This is a genomic window from Nocardia sp. NPDC056564, assembly GCF_042793755.1.
Taxonomy (GTDB): Bacteria; Actinomycetota; Actinomycetes; order Mycobacteriales; family Mycobacteriaceae; genus Nocardia.
Map to the genome: position 1 here is coordinate 12889 of NZ_JBHTUR010000028.1, position 12425 is coordinate 25313.

The 12425-nt window shown below is 66.5% G+C and carries 19 protein-coding genes; all 19 read right to left on the reverse strand.

What is annotated here, in order from left to right; translation table 11 throughout:
• Positions 1–84: 84 nt before the first annotated feature.
• Positions 85–789 carry a hypothetical protein gene (locus ACFQ9K_RS41075; RefSeq protein ID WP_378720762.1) on the reverse strand — a complete coding sequence of 235 codons (705 nt, stop codon included), beginning with the start codon at positions 787–789 and terminating at the stop codon, positions 85–87.
• Positions 753–1838: a hypothetical protein gene (locus ACFQ9K_RS41080; protein ID WP_378720763.1), complete on the reverse strand. Its 1086-nt coding sequence runs from the start codon at positions 1836–1838 to the stop codon at positions 753–755. The genes ACFQ9K_RS41075 and ACFQ9K_RS41080 overlap by 37 nt, the downstream gene beginning before the upstream one ends.
• A gap of 56 nt (positions 1839–1894) precedes the next feature.
• Complete coding sequence (locus ACFQ9K_RS41085; RefSeq protein WP_378720764.1) at positions 1895–2974, reverse strand: hypothetical protein; 1080 nt, start codon at positions 2972–2974, stop codon at positions 1895–1897.
• 16 nt (positions 2975–2990) lie between these two features.
• On the reverse strand, positions 2991–3362 hold the full coding sequence (locus ACFQ9K_RS41090; RefSeq protein WP_378720766.1) for a hypothetical protein: 372 nt from the start codon (positions 3360–3362) through the stop codon (positions 2991–2993).
• On the reverse strand, positions 3359–3724 hold the full coding sequence (locus ACFQ9K_RS41095; RefSeq protein ID WP_378720767.1) for a hypothetical protein: 366 nt from the start codon (positions 3722–3724) through the stop codon (positions 3359–3361). Before ACFQ9K_RS41095 ends, ACFQ9K_RS41090 begins: the two co-directional genes overlap by 4 nt.
• A 15-nt stretch (positions 3725–3739) precedes the next feature.
• Positions 3740–4846, reverse strand: coding sequence for a hypothetical protein (locus ACFQ9K_RS41100; protein WP_378720768.1), 1107 nt, complete (start codon positions 4844–4846; stop codon positions 3740–3742).
• On the reverse strand, positions 4843–5790 hold the full coding sequence (locus tag ACFQ9K_RS41105; protein WP_378720769.1) for a hypothetical protein: 948 nt from the start codon (positions 5788–5790) through the stop codon (positions 4843–4845). The genes ACFQ9K_RS41100 and ACFQ9K_RS41105 overlap by 4 nt, the downstream gene beginning before the upstream one ends.
• Positions 5791–6087: 297 nt before the next feature.
• Positions 6088–6525: a hypothetical protein gene (locus ACFQ9K_RS41110; RefSeq protein WP_378720770.1), complete on the reverse strand. Its 438-nt coding sequence runs from the start codon at positions 6523–6525 to the stop codon at positions 6088–6090.
• Between the two features lie 58 nt (positions 6526–6583).
• Positions 6584–6991 carry a hypothetical protein gene (locus ACFQ9K_RS41115; protein WP_378720771.1) on the reverse strand — a complete coding sequence of 136 codons (408 nt, stop codon included), beginning with the start codon at positions 6989–6991 and terminating at the stop codon, positions 6584–6586.
• Entirely contained in the window at positions 6988–7263 is a 276-nt protein-coding gene (locus ACFQ9K_RS41120; RefSeq protein ID WP_378720772.1) for a hypothetical protein, read from the reverse strand. The genes ACFQ9K_RS41115 and ACFQ9K_RS41120 overlap by 4 nt, the downstream gene beginning before the upstream one ends.
• On the reverse strand, positions 7260–8375 hold the full coding sequence (locus tag ACFQ9K_RS41125) for a hypothetical protein (RefSeq protein WP_378720773.1): 1116 nt from the start codon (positions 8373–8375) through the stop codon (positions 7260–7262). Before ACFQ9K_RS41125 ends, ACFQ9K_RS41120 begins: the two co-directional genes overlap by 4 nt.
• Positions 8372–9112: a hypothetical protein gene (locus ACFQ9K_RS41130; RefSeq protein ID WP_378720774.1), complete on the reverse strand. Its 741-nt coding sequence runs from the start codon at positions 9110–9112 to the stop codon at positions 8372–8374. The genes ACFQ9K_RS41125 and ACFQ9K_RS41130 overlap by 4 nt, the downstream gene beginning before the upstream one ends.
• Positions 9109–9519 (reverse strand): hypothetical protein, encoded by a 411-nt coding sequence (locus ACFQ9K_RS41135; protein ID WP_378720775.1) that lies wholly within the window; start codon positions 9517–9519, stop codon positions 9109–9111. Before ACFQ9K_RS41135 ends, ACFQ9K_RS41130 begins: the two co-directional genes overlap by 4 nt.
• A gap of 168 nt (positions 9520–9687) precedes the next feature.
• Positions 9688–9852, reverse strand: a complete 165-nt coding sequence (locus ACFQ9K_RS41140) for a hypothetical protein (protein ID WP_378720776.1) — start codon at positions 9850–9852, stop codon at positions 9688–9690.
• A complete protein-coding gene (locus ACFQ9K_RS41145; RefSeq protein WP_378720777.1) occupies positions 9852–10163 on the reverse strand; it encodes a hypothetical protein in 312 nt (103 codons plus the stop codon). Before ACFQ9K_RS41145 ends, ACFQ9K_RS41140 begins: the two co-directional genes overlap by 1 nt.
• A gap of 19 nt (positions 10164–10182) precedes the next feature.
• A complete protein-coding gene (locus ACFQ9K_RS41150; RefSeq protein ID WP_378720778.1) occupies positions 10183–10539 on the reverse strand; it encodes a hypothetical protein in 357 nt (118 codons plus the stop codon).
• The gene (locus tag ACFQ9K_RS41155) at positions 10524–11735 is read right to left on the reverse strand and encodes a glycoside hydrolase domain-containing protein (protein WP_378984394.1); all 1212 of its coding nucleotides are present in this window, start codon (positions 11733–11735) and stop codon (positions 10524–10526) included. Before ACFQ9K_RS41155 ends, ACFQ9K_RS41150 begins: the two co-directional genes overlap by 16 nt.
• Entirely contained in the window at positions 11732–11908 is a 177-nt protein-coding gene (locus tag ACFQ9K_RS41160; protein WP_378713933.1) for a hypothetical protein, read from the reverse strand. The genes ACFQ9K_RS41155 and ACFQ9K_RS41160 overlap by 4 nt, the downstream gene beginning before the upstream one ends.
• Entirely contained in the window at positions 11880–12419 is a 540-nt protein-coding gene (locus ACFQ9K_RS41165) for a hypothetical protein (protein ID WP_378713935.1), read from the reverse strand. The genes ACFQ9K_RS41160 and ACFQ9K_RS41165 overlap by 29 nt, the downstream gene beginning before the upstream one ends.
• Between the last annotated feature and the right edge of the window lie 6 nt (positions 12420–12425).

Sequence of the window (12425 nt, forward strand, 5' to 3'; positions counted from 1 at the left end):
CCGAACGGATATGCTGATCACGCTCAACCTCATCAATCTATGGATGGAACCCTGGCCCTCCCCCTGGGCCGGGGTTCGTCATTTCTAGAACATCACGAAGAACTGCTCCGGGCCGGTCGCGGGCGGCACGTAGATCGAGCATTCGATGCCGCCGTTGGTGCTGAAGAAGTTCGACGAACTGACGGTGAAGGTCTTCGTGCCGGTCGGATCGGGTGGATTCAGCAGGGACGCAACGCTTTCCGCCGTCCATGCGTTGCTCTGGGCGTCCGCCTGTTCGGTCATGCCCGACGGCGGGGTGAAGGTCGCGGCGGTGTTGTTCATGTCGACCATGGTCGAGCACAGCAGGACACCGCCGGGCTGGGGCCCTACCACGGTCGGGGCGACCCGGGAGGTGGAGTTGGCCGACCACACCGGGGCGGCGTAGAGCCAATGCGCGGTGTTGGTGTCGACCCCGCGCAGGGTGGTGATGATGACCACGCCGTCTTCACCGGAGCCCTGGTTGAAGGTGTAGGTAGTGCCCTCACTGGCTCCGGCGATGCGGGTCCAGATCTTTTGATGCAGCAGATTGGTACCCCGGTCCAGCCCGGTCAGCAGTGTCCAGCCCGCCGGGGCGGTGAGTTCGCTGTAGGTGCCGAAATCGTTTCCGTGCCAAGCGATCATGGCATCACCGGACGCGGTGTTGGTCGGTTTGTTGCAGACCAGGGTGGCACCGCTGCCCTGCTGGTTCGCGCTGTTGACCACGGACGCGACCATCAGTAGCCCGTCGGGTCGCAGGCCATGCACACCCATTTCGCGGCGGTGCTGTCATAGATCAGCCCGATGAGATGGGTTTTGCTGATCACCGTGGTCGACAGCAGGGTCGCGATGCCGGAGGAGACGAACGACGTGCCCCAGGTGATCGTTCTCGCGGTGCCGTTGTCCTTGATCCGGATCAACAGCTTCTGGCCGTTGACCGGGGTGCCACTGAGGCCGCTGGTCATCGAGGTGATCGCGGCGGCCAGCGCGGTGATCGTGAACACATCCGTGGTGTCGGTGTTGATGGACGGGGTCGCACTCGAGGCGGTCGTGTTGACCCGGGGGGTGATCGCCTTGTTGGTCAAGGTGTCGGTGGTGGCCCTGGCGACAAGGGTGTCGGTCGCGGCGGGCAACGTCAACGTCCCCGACGCGGTCGCCGACGCGTTGACGGTGGTGCTGCCCGAGGTCGCACCGTTGTGGATCAGCTTACTGTCGTTGAACGACCATGCGCCGGTGATGGTTTGAACAGCCGCCAGCCCCGCGACGGTGTCCGAGGAGCCGGGAAAAGTAAACGTCGTGCCGTCGGTTCCGGCCAGAGTCAGGGTGTTGCTGACCGACAGTTTCTTGCCGCTGGTGACGACGCCAGCCAGGTATTGCGCATTCCAGTCCGCCGCAGCGGTCGGAGTCGCCACGACAGCGGTGAAGATCGCACTGGTGCCCGCCGCCACGATGGTGACGGTGTTCGCGCCCGAGGATTGCACGGTCACCGCGCCCGTGCTCTGGTTGATGATCACGTACTGGCCCCCGGCCACAACCGACGTGGTCGGCAACTTCACCGTCTGCGTGGTCGTGCCCGTCCACACCTGGACGTTGGTGCTCGAGATCGTCATCGTCGTCGTCCCGGCCGCCGTCGCGGTCGTGGTGAACGCGTTGACACCGGCACTGGACCAGGTCGTACCGTCCGAGCGCAGCACGCTACCGTTGGTGCCCGGCGCGACGTTCTGCAACGCGCCGGTGCCGTTGCCCAGCAGGACGTTGTTCAGGGTCTGCGACGCCCCGCCGGTACCACCGTTGCCGACGGGAAGGGTGCCAGTGACGTCCACGGTCAAATCGACTGAGGCGTCCTTGATTTGGCCGCCGCGAACCTCCGTGCGTGCCATTACTTGATGTAGCTCACGCGCAACCGGTCACCGGTGGCCGGGGCGGTCAGGTAGGTGATCGTCGCACCGCTGATGGTGTAGTCGTTACCCGCGCCCGGCTCCTGCAACAGCCCGTTCAGGAACACCGACTCCGTACCGGCGACAGGCGTATTGGCAAGAGTGTAAGCGGTATTCGAGCCGTTCACGCTGCCCGACGGGGTTTCCCGGACCACGTAGTCGGCCTCCTTGACCACCGTGGAGACCAGCGTGAGGGCACCGCTGGCGGCGATCGTCGCGTCGCCGGACATGGTGACCGGGGTGCACACCCCGGAGGCGTTGGCGACATACACCTGACCGCTGGACCCGTGGGTGACCCGCAGGCCCGAGGACACCTCCAGGGAGGCATCGCCCAGGGTGACATGGACTTCGTCGGCGTTGACGGTCAGGCTCGTGTCACCGGCGACCACGTCGAGGGTGTTGGAGGTCTTGGTCAGACCGGCACCGGCGGTGACGGCACCGGCACCGGTGAATTGGGTGAAGGTCAGGGCGGTGGTGCCCAGGGTGATGGTGCTGTTGTTGGTCAGCGTCCAGCCCGTATCCGCGTTGGTGGTGCCTTCCTCCACGAACACATACAGGTTGGGGGTGACCTTGGCGCTCGAGTCGGCGTCGGTGGCGCGCGTGGGCGCGCCGGAGGCGTTGACGGTGTAGATGCCGTTTTCTGAGCCGGTGGACTGGTTCTTGATCAAAATGCGGTCGCCGGTGGCCAGGGTGACCCCGTCGATGGCGTCGCCGTTTTCGAACGAGCTGGCCAGGGTGCCCGCTGCCGTGGTGGCCGCCCGCACGCTGGCCTTGGAGTCCAATCCCTGTGAGCGGGCGTCCAATTGGGCCAGGGTCACCGCGTCCTGGGCGCTGGTGCCGTCGGTGAGGTTGGTGAGCTTGTGCGAGCCCATCGACTGATCGCCGGTGAAAGCGCGGGACCCGTCGGCCTTCACATAGGAAGTGGCCAGTAGGCCGTCGGTGAGGGTGCTGGAGACGATGCGGTCGCCGGTGATGGTGGCGGATTTGATCTGCCGCCCGCCGTCGATCTGTGTTGTCGTCATTGGAACGGGGCCTTCCTTAGTCGATGGCGTAGTCGATGGCGACTACATCGGTGCTCAGCGGCGGATCGATGAAAGTGACTGTGCTGGCGTCGGTTTCGATGTATTCGAATTCGCGGAGCCCATTGAGGTAGACGGCGGTGGAGGTGGCCCGGTAGGGGTAGGCGGTGGTGAACGCGGTGTTGACGCCATTGAGTGCGCCGGTCGGGGTTTCCCCCCAGACCCGCACCCCCTCCCCCGGAATGCCCTGCGGGCCTTGTGGTCCCGGGGGTCCTTGGGTGATGGCGACCAGGACGCGGGGGCTCTGGCCGGGGGTGACCACGACCGGGTTGACCGGCTGGGCGCGTACCTTCGCGGTTTGGGAGACGACCCGGATGACGGTGGTGGTCATGAGGTTTTGCCGTCGTAGCGGGCGATCACGCCGTTGACGATCGGCACTTCCGTAGTGGGGGTGCCGGGATAGCGTTTGATGAAGACCCAGCACCAGCCGTCGCGGAGGGTGTCGGCCACCTCCGATTCGATCCGGACCACGGCGTGGTAGCCGGTGATGGTGGCGGTGAAGCGTTGCGGGGGATCGGTTTTCACGTCCAGGAACGCCGTGACGCCGTCTTCGTATTCCAGCGGTGTCCACACCGGCGGGATCTGGGCGGCGTCGTCGGGGTCGTACTGCTGGAAGTCCACGACGCAATCACCGTGCCAGGACACCGGCAGACTGTGGATTTGCGGCGGGTCGAACAACGGAGGTGCCGTCACAGGTTCTCCCGGGTGTTAGGTGATCGTCAGGAAGGTGCCGGTGCCGGTGGAGACGGTTCCGGCGTTGGATCCGTTGGTGTTCATCTGCACCCCGACGCTGGTGATGCCGCTCAGATTGACGTTGGTCGCGGTAACGGTGCACGTCCCCGAATCGGCGGTCACCGTGGCACCGGTGGCGATGACGGCCCCGGATTGACTGACCAGACGCACGGTGTGCTGACGGCTGAAAAACCCTCCACTGAAAGGGATTTGGGCGTTCAGTGTGGCGTTGGTCTTGGTGCCTTGCACGACCAGGCGGTCGCTGGTGATCGTGCTGCCCGGGTAGGTGGCGGTGTTGGCCACCCAGGTCGTGATCGCCACCCAGGTCGCGGAGCTGGCCCAGGTCTGGGTACCGGATTTGGTCATGCCGCTGGGGGTGAACATCACCGCCGCCACGGCCGGGGCGGGCGCGGAGGCCGACGCGGTGGCGATCGGCGGCGCGATCGTCTTGCTGCGCGAGACCACCGGTGCGAGCGCCGATGCCGACGCGGTGGCCAGCGGCACCGTCTGTGTGGCGGACACGATGACCACCGGGTCCGTCCCCGACGCGGTCGCGGTGGCGATCGGGACACCGATAGCGCTGCTGCCGGTGGTGGCCAGGCCGGGCACCAGCGCCTGAGCGGTCGCGGTGGCGGCGGGCACGACGACCTGAGCGTCGCTCAGCGGCGGCGTGGCCGAGGCCGACGCGCCCGCGACGGGGACCGCCAGCGTGGCACCGCCCGACACGACCGGGGCGGGCGCGCTGGCGCTGGCCTGGGCGATGGGAGCGATCATCGTGCGCGACACCGTGATCGTCGGCGCAGCGGCCGACGCGGTGGCGGTGGCGATCGGGACGCTGAGCGCGGGCGGTTGCGCGCTCACCACCGGGGCCCAGCCATAGGCGGCCGACGTCGCGGCGGGCACCGTGGCGAACTGGGACACGGTGCCGTCCCAGATCAGCAGATCCCCCAGGTATGCGGCGATGACGGGGTCCTCACCGACGTAGAGCACTCCCGTGCGCCCGCGTGAGAACGCCCCGCCGCCGATACCGGAGGCGTACAGGTTCTCCCCGGGGTAGACGTCGGCGTCGGGGTACAGGCTCACGGCGTCTGCCAGCTGCCGCTACCGTCAGCGTTGGTGCATTTCCAGACTTTGCCGACGGCCGCGCCGTTGCGGATCTTCAAATTGCCGGTGTCGACGGTGCCGTCGACCGAAATATTCGATGAGACAGTCACATTGGGGGCACGGAACTGCCCGCGCCGCGAGACGATCCAGTACTGGGGGAAATCGGAGTCGTCGAAATCGGATCGGATGGTGGTCACCAGATTCAGCGCCAGCCCTTCGATCACCTCATCACCGGCGGGGCTGCCGCCGAAGACGATCTCATCCATGGTGCCGCCGGAGTCCAAATTGAACTCACATGCGATCAGGCTGGGCTGTCGGCAATGATTCAGTTGCAGCCCAACGACTCTCGCGCCGATCTTGCAACCGACCAGCGTGAAACTCGACGGTCCGCCGGAGCCGAAGACCCCGACCCTGAATCCGTAGTCCGACCCCTCGAACCAGCACCCGTCGAACACCCAGGTGCTGGCGCTGCCGGTGATGTCGACGTGCACAAGAGTGGTGTCGGGATCGGTATTGCTGATGAATTCACAAGCGATACAGACGATCCCCGCGTTGGCGGTGCCGCCCACACCCAGGATGCCGGTGTACGAATTGACGATCTTGCAGTTGGTCAATTCGTTCTGAATGCATGAGGTTTCGATGCCCACGCCCAGGTTCTGGATCACACTGTTGTGTATCCTCGAGTTACCGGTGTTGTCCTGCAACCGGATTCCGGTCTGCCCGTGATAGGTCGATCCGGTGGTGCCGTCGTGGGAGCCCCGGATACGGACGTCGTCGATGCTGATCTGGAAACACCCCGACAGATCGATCGCGGTCGCCCCGGCACCGGACAGATGGATACCCAGCGACCGGATCGCGATATCCTGGCGGCCGGTCAGCGGCAGCAGGGTACCCGTTCCGGTGTAGACGATTTCGGCGTCCAACGGCCCCACCCCGATGAGGCGATCCCCGTCGATCAACGCGGGCAACGCGGTCACCTTGTAGACACCGGCAGTGAACAACACCGGCTTGCCCCCGGCTGCCGCATACGCCGCCGCGATGGCGGCCGTGTCGTCGGCGGACCCGTTGCCCACCGCACCGTAGTCCCTGACCGACACGAACGAGTCGCCCTTGGGGATGCTGGCAGAGATCCCCGCTTCGATGTGATTGAGCCGCGCAGCGCTGATCGGCGTCCCGCCGATCGCGCCGTTCGACCAGCTCTGCGGTGTGTAGACCATGACTTACGCCACGACCACAGAGCAGATGCCCGCCGCGTCCCAGGTCAGCGACAACGTGCCCGACGTCACGGGGACGTCCGCGCCGAAATCGACATAGACCAACAGCGGGCGGGTGGCGTCGGTGCCGGGGGTGGAGTCATAGGCGACCGCGCCGCGCGCGGTCAGCGTCGCGGAGGTCCAGGACACATCGGCACCATCGAAAGCCAGTGTGTTCGTCGCGCCCGTATACGTCAGCGTCGGAGAACCCAGCGTCGCCCCGCCAGCGGTGTACCCGGTGCCGGTAACTTCGTTGGTGATCGAGGATTTGTATTGGTGCGCGTCCTGATCGAAGGTGTAGGACGACGTCACCAACATGACCTTGACCGTGTCGGATGTCAGATCGATTTTCTTGCTGAACGCGCTGCTGAAGGCCAGCCCGTACCACTTGCTGGTGATCGCCATCAAGGCTCCTTACATGCGAAAACCCCCACCGGAACGGCGGGGGTTCGGGGAATGAATGTCAGTCGGCCACAACGAAATACAGCGTTTGAGGGTCCGGCGTGACCAGCGCCGCATAGGCCGACGCGGTGATCCGCTGGGCGCGGGCGATCCCGCCGCCGTTGCGCACGAACTGGTTGGTCTGCGGCGGCGGGGGGATGGATGCGTCCAGCAGGGGCCACAGCCGAACGGCCGACTGGGAATCGGGAATGACGATCGGATAGGTCACCAGCCCGATCCGCACCCGCGCCGGGCCCGGATCCAGATCTTCGGTCACCACGCGGCCGTCGACCGGCCACACCTGATGGACACGTGTCGTGACTGTGCCTGTGCCGTCCGCGTTTTCACGCAACTCATCGATGAAGAACGTCAGGGGCTCCGTCTCATCGACCCCGGCGATATTGCGCAAGGTTTCCGCGATGGTGGTCACGATGTCCCCTCCCCGTATCCGAGTACGGCCAAGACCTCCGCATGGCTCATCACGACATAGCTCTGAAAGATCGGGACGACGTGATCGCCTGCGATACAACCGTTTTCGTCGCATCCGACGACGTCGACACCGGCGGATTGCCATTGCCCGTACTCCACGGGATGCACGGTGACCGCGACATGGTCGTGGCCGTGATAGGGCGGGGTGAGCCGATAGATACGCGCGTCCCCGATCCAGGACGGGTGTTCGTCGAAAACCAGTTCAGCTCTCACGTGATGTCCTCCATGTACACCCACGCCACGACCGCGCCGTTGCCGCCGGGGCCGCCGGGCAGAAACGGGCCGACGCCGATACCGCCGCGCTGACCACCCCCGCCCCCGCCCCCGCCGCCGCCGGGCGCGGTCCCGGCCCCACCGCCGCCGGGGCGTAGCGCGGTGCCGATGCTGCCGCTGGCCCCCAGGCTCCCGCCGCCGCCGCCGCCCCCGCCGCCGCCGGAATAGATCTGGGGGTCGGTGGCTGTGATGCCTGCGGTCGCGCCGGAGGCGTGCGCGGGGCCTCCGTTGCCGCCGGAACTCAGTGCGGTGGACTGTCCCCGCAGGCCGGGGCTGGCGTACTCGTATTTCTCGCTGTAGGCCCCGCCGCCGCCGTTGCCGCCGCGCCCGGGGGCGCACGTCGAGCCGACCGCACCCTGAGCGGTGCGGATCGAGGACGTTCCCGCTTTGCCGCTGAGCAACGATCCGAAGCTGGACACGCCGCCCACTTGCCCGATGGAGTTGGTGGGGCCCCCGTTACCCAGTGCGCCGACGGTGATGGTCACCGTGGCGGGCACCTCATCGGGCTTCCATTCCGCGTAGGCATACCCGCCGCCTTCGCCGCCTTCGGCCCCTTCGCCGTTGATGCCCGGCGGTCCGTTGCCCCCGTTGCCGCCGTTGATGCACGCGGCGGCGATACGCGAAATCCGTTTCCCCGCAGGCGCACTCGGCTTGGTCCAGGTACCGGCACCGGTGTAGACGTAGCGGGTCACCGTCTGCCCGGAGATGATCGAGGTGGTGACCACGGCCGCCTTGGTGGCGGAGATCGACCCCGCCTGGGCCTGAACCACGGGCATCGCTTGCACATAGCCGTTGTCGACGATCCCGAAAATGGCCTCGATGACCGTGGCGAAGCCACCCAGAATTCCAGCGATCGCGGAGACGATGAAAGAGATGATCATCGCGACCAGGCCGCCGTTGAGGGAGCTGAATCGGTCGCTGGTGAACTGATCTTGCAGGGTCTGGGTGACGTTGGCCTGGGTGTGGCCGGTTTTGGCCGTGATGCTGCCGTCCTTGCCGGTCACCCCCCACTGGCCGGGTTCGAGTCCTGAGGGTCCGCCGGGATTGGTCATCGGCGCGTGAACGCTTCCAGGTCGGTGAGCAACCGGGCCCGGTCGAAGCCCGGCGGGCTCACACCGGCCCGCAGGAAATCAGTAGAGAAATACACCAGCGCCTCATCGCAGTACCGGCGATAGAAACCCTCACTCATCGGCTGGATCCGCCCCCAGGTGATCACGTAGAAGTTGCCCTCACTGCTGCGGCCGACCGCCGGAACGTACTGTCCCCCAGCGATATCGGGGATGCCTTGGCGTAGATCCCAGACCCGGCCCGCCTCGGCGTCGGCCAGCGCGTATTCCGGCAGGCGCAGCCCCACCCCGGCCGCGCCGAACACATACACCGCCGCCGCCAGCTGGTCGGGATCGCCGGGGGTCAGCGCGACGTACCCGCCGATGCGGTGCCGGTTGCCGTCGGCGTCGAGGATCCCGACCCGGCGGCGATAGGAGGCAGCGGTCTGGAGGTCGGTGCCCAGATCCTGAAATCCGGTGACCGTCGCGTAGTCGGACAGGGTGTTGTCGGTGCTGATCGTGACCGATGTACCGGATTCCTGTGCCCACCAGCGGGTCTCATGGGCGGCACCGGCCCACACCGATGTGGCGCGGACGTCGTTGCCGTGCATCCCCCATTCCATGCCCAGCGCGTCGGTGCCGAATTCGGCTGGGATATGCGCGGATACGACCGTGTGGTCCCAGTAGTCGGTCAGTTTCAGCTGGGTGGCGTTGATCCGCGCGGGCGTCTTGCCCAACCTCATTTGCTCACACATCCCAGATCGACGCCGATCTGGCGCAGGGTCGCGTATGCCTTGGCCTGCAACACCTTTTCGTCATCGGAATAGTTCGGGGACCGGGTCGTGCGGGATTCGAACTGGGAGAACAACGCGATGAACGCACACTGGGCCTGCTGGTTGCGGGCGGTGTCCGCACTGACCTGGGCCTGGAGTTCGTTGATGCGCTGCTGGCTGTGGCCCAGGCCGAACATGCCCACCCCGACCAGCACCGTCAGGGTCAGATCCAGCGCCAGCCCCAGCATCACGCCAGCGGAGACGATCTTGACCCGCTTGAGCGTCGATTCGTGGACCTCCACCGTGTCGGCCAGCTTGACGACGGCCTTTTCGGTCTTCGCCAGCGCGCCCATCAGTTCGGGAATGCGGTCAGGCATCGTCGCCTCCCTTGGATAGCCCTGGCCTGGAACTCAATTCGGTCTCGAGGTCATCGAGGTGAGTGCGTAATGTCGCCAGGATTTCCCGCAGATCGGCTTCGACCGCGCGCGCCTGGGCCAGCGCGTGGCCGGGATCCGTCTTCGCGCGTGAACGCGCCCGCCGCCAGCTCACATCCAGCCCTTCCGGTGCGGGTCGCCCCGGCGCTGCCTCTGCGTCTCCGCTTCCAAATCGTCCAGGGCGGTAGAGAATTCGTTGAGCCGCGCCTCGAATTCGTCGAGGGCTTGTCGGGTTTCGGCGATGACGATGCGAACGTCGCGCCGTTCGGCAGCCATCACTGATCGCCCCTGTTCCGAAGCATTTGCGTGACCTCCCGCATGGCCTCTGTCGCACGTACCAGGTGTCCGGACAGTTCACTGGAGATGAGCCCGTTGAGTGAAATAAGTTGCGCCTCAAGACGATCCGCGCGTTGACGTTCGGTCTCATAGAGGCGATCGTGGCGCTGGCTCTCTGCCTCATAGATACGATCGATTCGTTTCCAGAGAATCCAGACCCCGATCAGCCCGACCAGGGCCAGCACGCCGACCGCGCCGTACTGGGCAAGGTTGTTGGAGATCGGTTCGACCTGCTGTTGGGCCAGCACCACAACACGTCATTTCCTGGGGTCAGCGACGCCCGGTCTGCGGCGGCGGGGCCGCCGCCATCATGATCTGGATCTGATCGAGGACATCCACGCCGGGCTGGCCCAGGGTGTCGGCGACCTGGCCGCGCAACCGTTCGATCGCCCCCACCCCCGCCGCCGCCACCGCGTCGGGCAGATGCCCGGCCGGGGTGACCTGGGATCGGGCGGCGATGACCCCGGACCCGCCCAGCACGGCGACCGCCACGGCGGTGATGACCGATGCCATGTCGTCGCCGATGACGCCCCGGGCGACCAGGATGGTGGTGATCGCGCCCAGCACCGGCCACAGGATCAGTTGCAGCGGTTCGTTTTCCCGCAGCCGGGTCAGGTACGCGCGCATGGCCCCTCGAACCCGTCGATGCCCAGCTTCGCGCCGATGGCCGCCAGCGCGTCGACCACGGTCCGATCACCCAGCTGGGGCCATCCGCCGTAGTGGCCGGGTTCGCGCTGGCCGGTGCCGCACAGCTGTTCGCGGATATCGCCCAGTACCTCATCGTTCATCGGTGCCTCCTGAGAGATCGACCATTGCCCGTAGTCGGGCTTGCGGGCTTCGTTGACGTCGCAGTCGACGCCGCCGACGTTCACGTATCCGACCGAATTTCGTTGCAGCAGATGGATTCTCGGGTCCACGTTCCAGCCCGACCATGCTTCGGCCTGCCACGCCCACCGGGCGGTGCCGTGGTCGAGGGCGCGGCTGAGCGGCCAATACCCGCCGTAGATGCCCACGTTGTCTTCCCCGATGACCTCCGCCGCGCCGCGCAGATACTCGTCGATGGCGTCCTGTTCGTCCTCGGAGGCGTCCCAATCGGCCGAAAAGTAGATCGGCCGATTGGGACGGCCGCCGCAGGCCAGCACCTGCGCCAGGGCCGCCTGGGCGTCCTCGCGTCCGGCGGCGCGGCCCTCGCGCATGCGGTCGCCCCAACTCTCCCAGTTCGAGACGATCTCCACACCGTGCGCGCGGTAGTCCTCGGCCTCCTCGGGCAGCAGCTGTTTGCCGGGCAAGCTCGGGCCGCCGTGGCTCAGATACCGGACGACAAAACCGAATCCGGCGGCGCGGATCGCTGCGGCACCGGGACGTCCCCCGGCAAAATCGAGTCCTCGGATCATCGGACCTCCATCCGGGTAGATGGCGCTGGCCAGCCACGTCATCGGGTCGAGCTTGGCTTGGGGGGCGTAGCCGTGCGGCATCACCGACAGGTGCAGATGCGGGCCGCTGGACTGGCCGTTGCTGCCGACGTAGCCCAGGAGCTGGCCGCCGTCGACCCGGTCGCCGACCTGGAGGCCGGTCGCCCCGGCGTGCCACATGTGGCCGTACTCGGTGACCCCCCCGCCGACGGAGGCGGGGTGGTCGATGACGATCCACTGCCCGTAGCCCTGGGCCTCGCCGATGTAGAGCACGGTGCCCCCCGCGCACGCGTAGAACGGGGTGCCGTCGGCCGCCTCGAAATCCTGGCCCGCGTGGAACCCGCCGTCGCGGGGCCCGAAGCCGGAACCGAATCGGAAGCTGCCCAAGGCCAGGGGCCAGTAGCGGGTCATAACAGCATCGCCACCAGCAGCAGCGCGGCGGCGATCAGCACGATGGCCACGACACCGATGACCATCACCGACGCCAGCCCGCGATCTGGAGCAGCAGGCTCACCGTGACCACTATCAGGATGACTACGTGGACAACGTCGGTACTCATGACGACTCCTGTCCGTGTAGGCCATCTGGCTTTTCCGCTTCGACGGCGGCCCGTAGTTTCTCCAGCCGGTCGAACGCGGCGGGCATCGCGTCGCGTTGTGCCTCGAGCGCAGCGGCTTTCTCCTCCGGGGTCATCGCACTGATCCGTTGTGCCAGTTGCGGATCCAGCGCCGCGAGCATCCGTTCCGCGCTGGCGCGCCACCGGTCGGCTTCGACGTCGGGGTCGGAGTGGGCGGCCCGGTATGCCTCGTACTGCTCCCGGTCCACCACATCGGGAACGTTCAAATAGCCCGCTTCCGGATGCTGGCCGGGGATCAACCACTTGGCCTGAAGGTCGGCATGCCAGCGAAAACCTAAGTCCCACAACCGTTGTGAGAACTTCGGGCGGATCACCGGATGGATGGGGACATCGCCCATATCGGTGTTGGGTGCCGGGAACGAGCACAGGGCCCAGGCGAAATGCTCGCGCGGGTTGCTCATATCGGCGCTGTCCTGGGTCGGCGGGGAGGTCAGACCAGTGATATCGGATTCGTCCACGGATGG

Coding starts and splice junctions, on each gene's coding strand:
- ACFQ9K_RS41110 (WP_378720770.1), bottom strand. CDS start 6,525: ATGGCGATCACCAGCAAGTGGTACGGGCTGGCCTTCAGCAGCGCGTTC.
- ACFQ9K_RS41135 (WP_378720775.1), bottom strand. CDS start 9,519: ATGCCTGACCGCATTCCCGAACTGATGGGCGCGCTGGCGAAGACCGAA.
- ACFQ9K_RS41155 (WP_378984394.1), bottom strand. CDS start 11,735: ATGACCCGCTACTGGCCCCTGGCCTTGGGCAGCTTCCGATTCGGTTCC.
- ACFQ9K_RS41150 (WP_378720778.1), bottom strand. CDS start 10,539: ATGCGCGCGTACCTGACCCGGCTGCGGGAAAACGAACCGCTGCAACTG.
- ACFQ9K_RS41090 (WP_378720766.1), bottom strand. CDS start 3,362: ATGACCACCACCGTCATCCGGGTCGTCTCCCAAACCGCGAAGGTACGC.
- ACFQ9K_RS41075 (WP_378720762.1), bottom strand. CDS start 789: ATGGGTGTGCATGGCCTGCGACCCGACGGGCTACTGATGGTCGCGTCC.
- ACFQ9K_RS41160 (WP_378713933.1), bottom strand. CDS start 11,908: ATGGCCTACACGGACAGGAGTCGTCATGAGTACCGACGTTGTCCACGT.
- ACFQ9K_RS41130 (WP_378720774.1), bottom strand. CDS start 9,112: ATGAGGTTGGGCAAGACGCCCGCGCGGATCAACGCCACCCAGCTGAAA.
- ACFQ9K_RS41085 (WP_378720764.1), bottom strand. CDS start 2,974: ATGACGACAACACAGATCGACGGCGGGCGGCAGATCAAATCCGCCACC.
- ACFQ9K_RS41125 (WP_378720773.1), bottom strand. CDS start 8,375: ATGACCAATCCCGGCGGACCCTCAGGACTCGAACCCGGCCAGTGGGGG.
- ACFQ9K_RS41140 (WP_378720776.1), bottom strand. CDS start 9,852: ATGGCTGCCGAACGGCGCGACGTTCGCATCGTCATCGCCGAAACCCGA.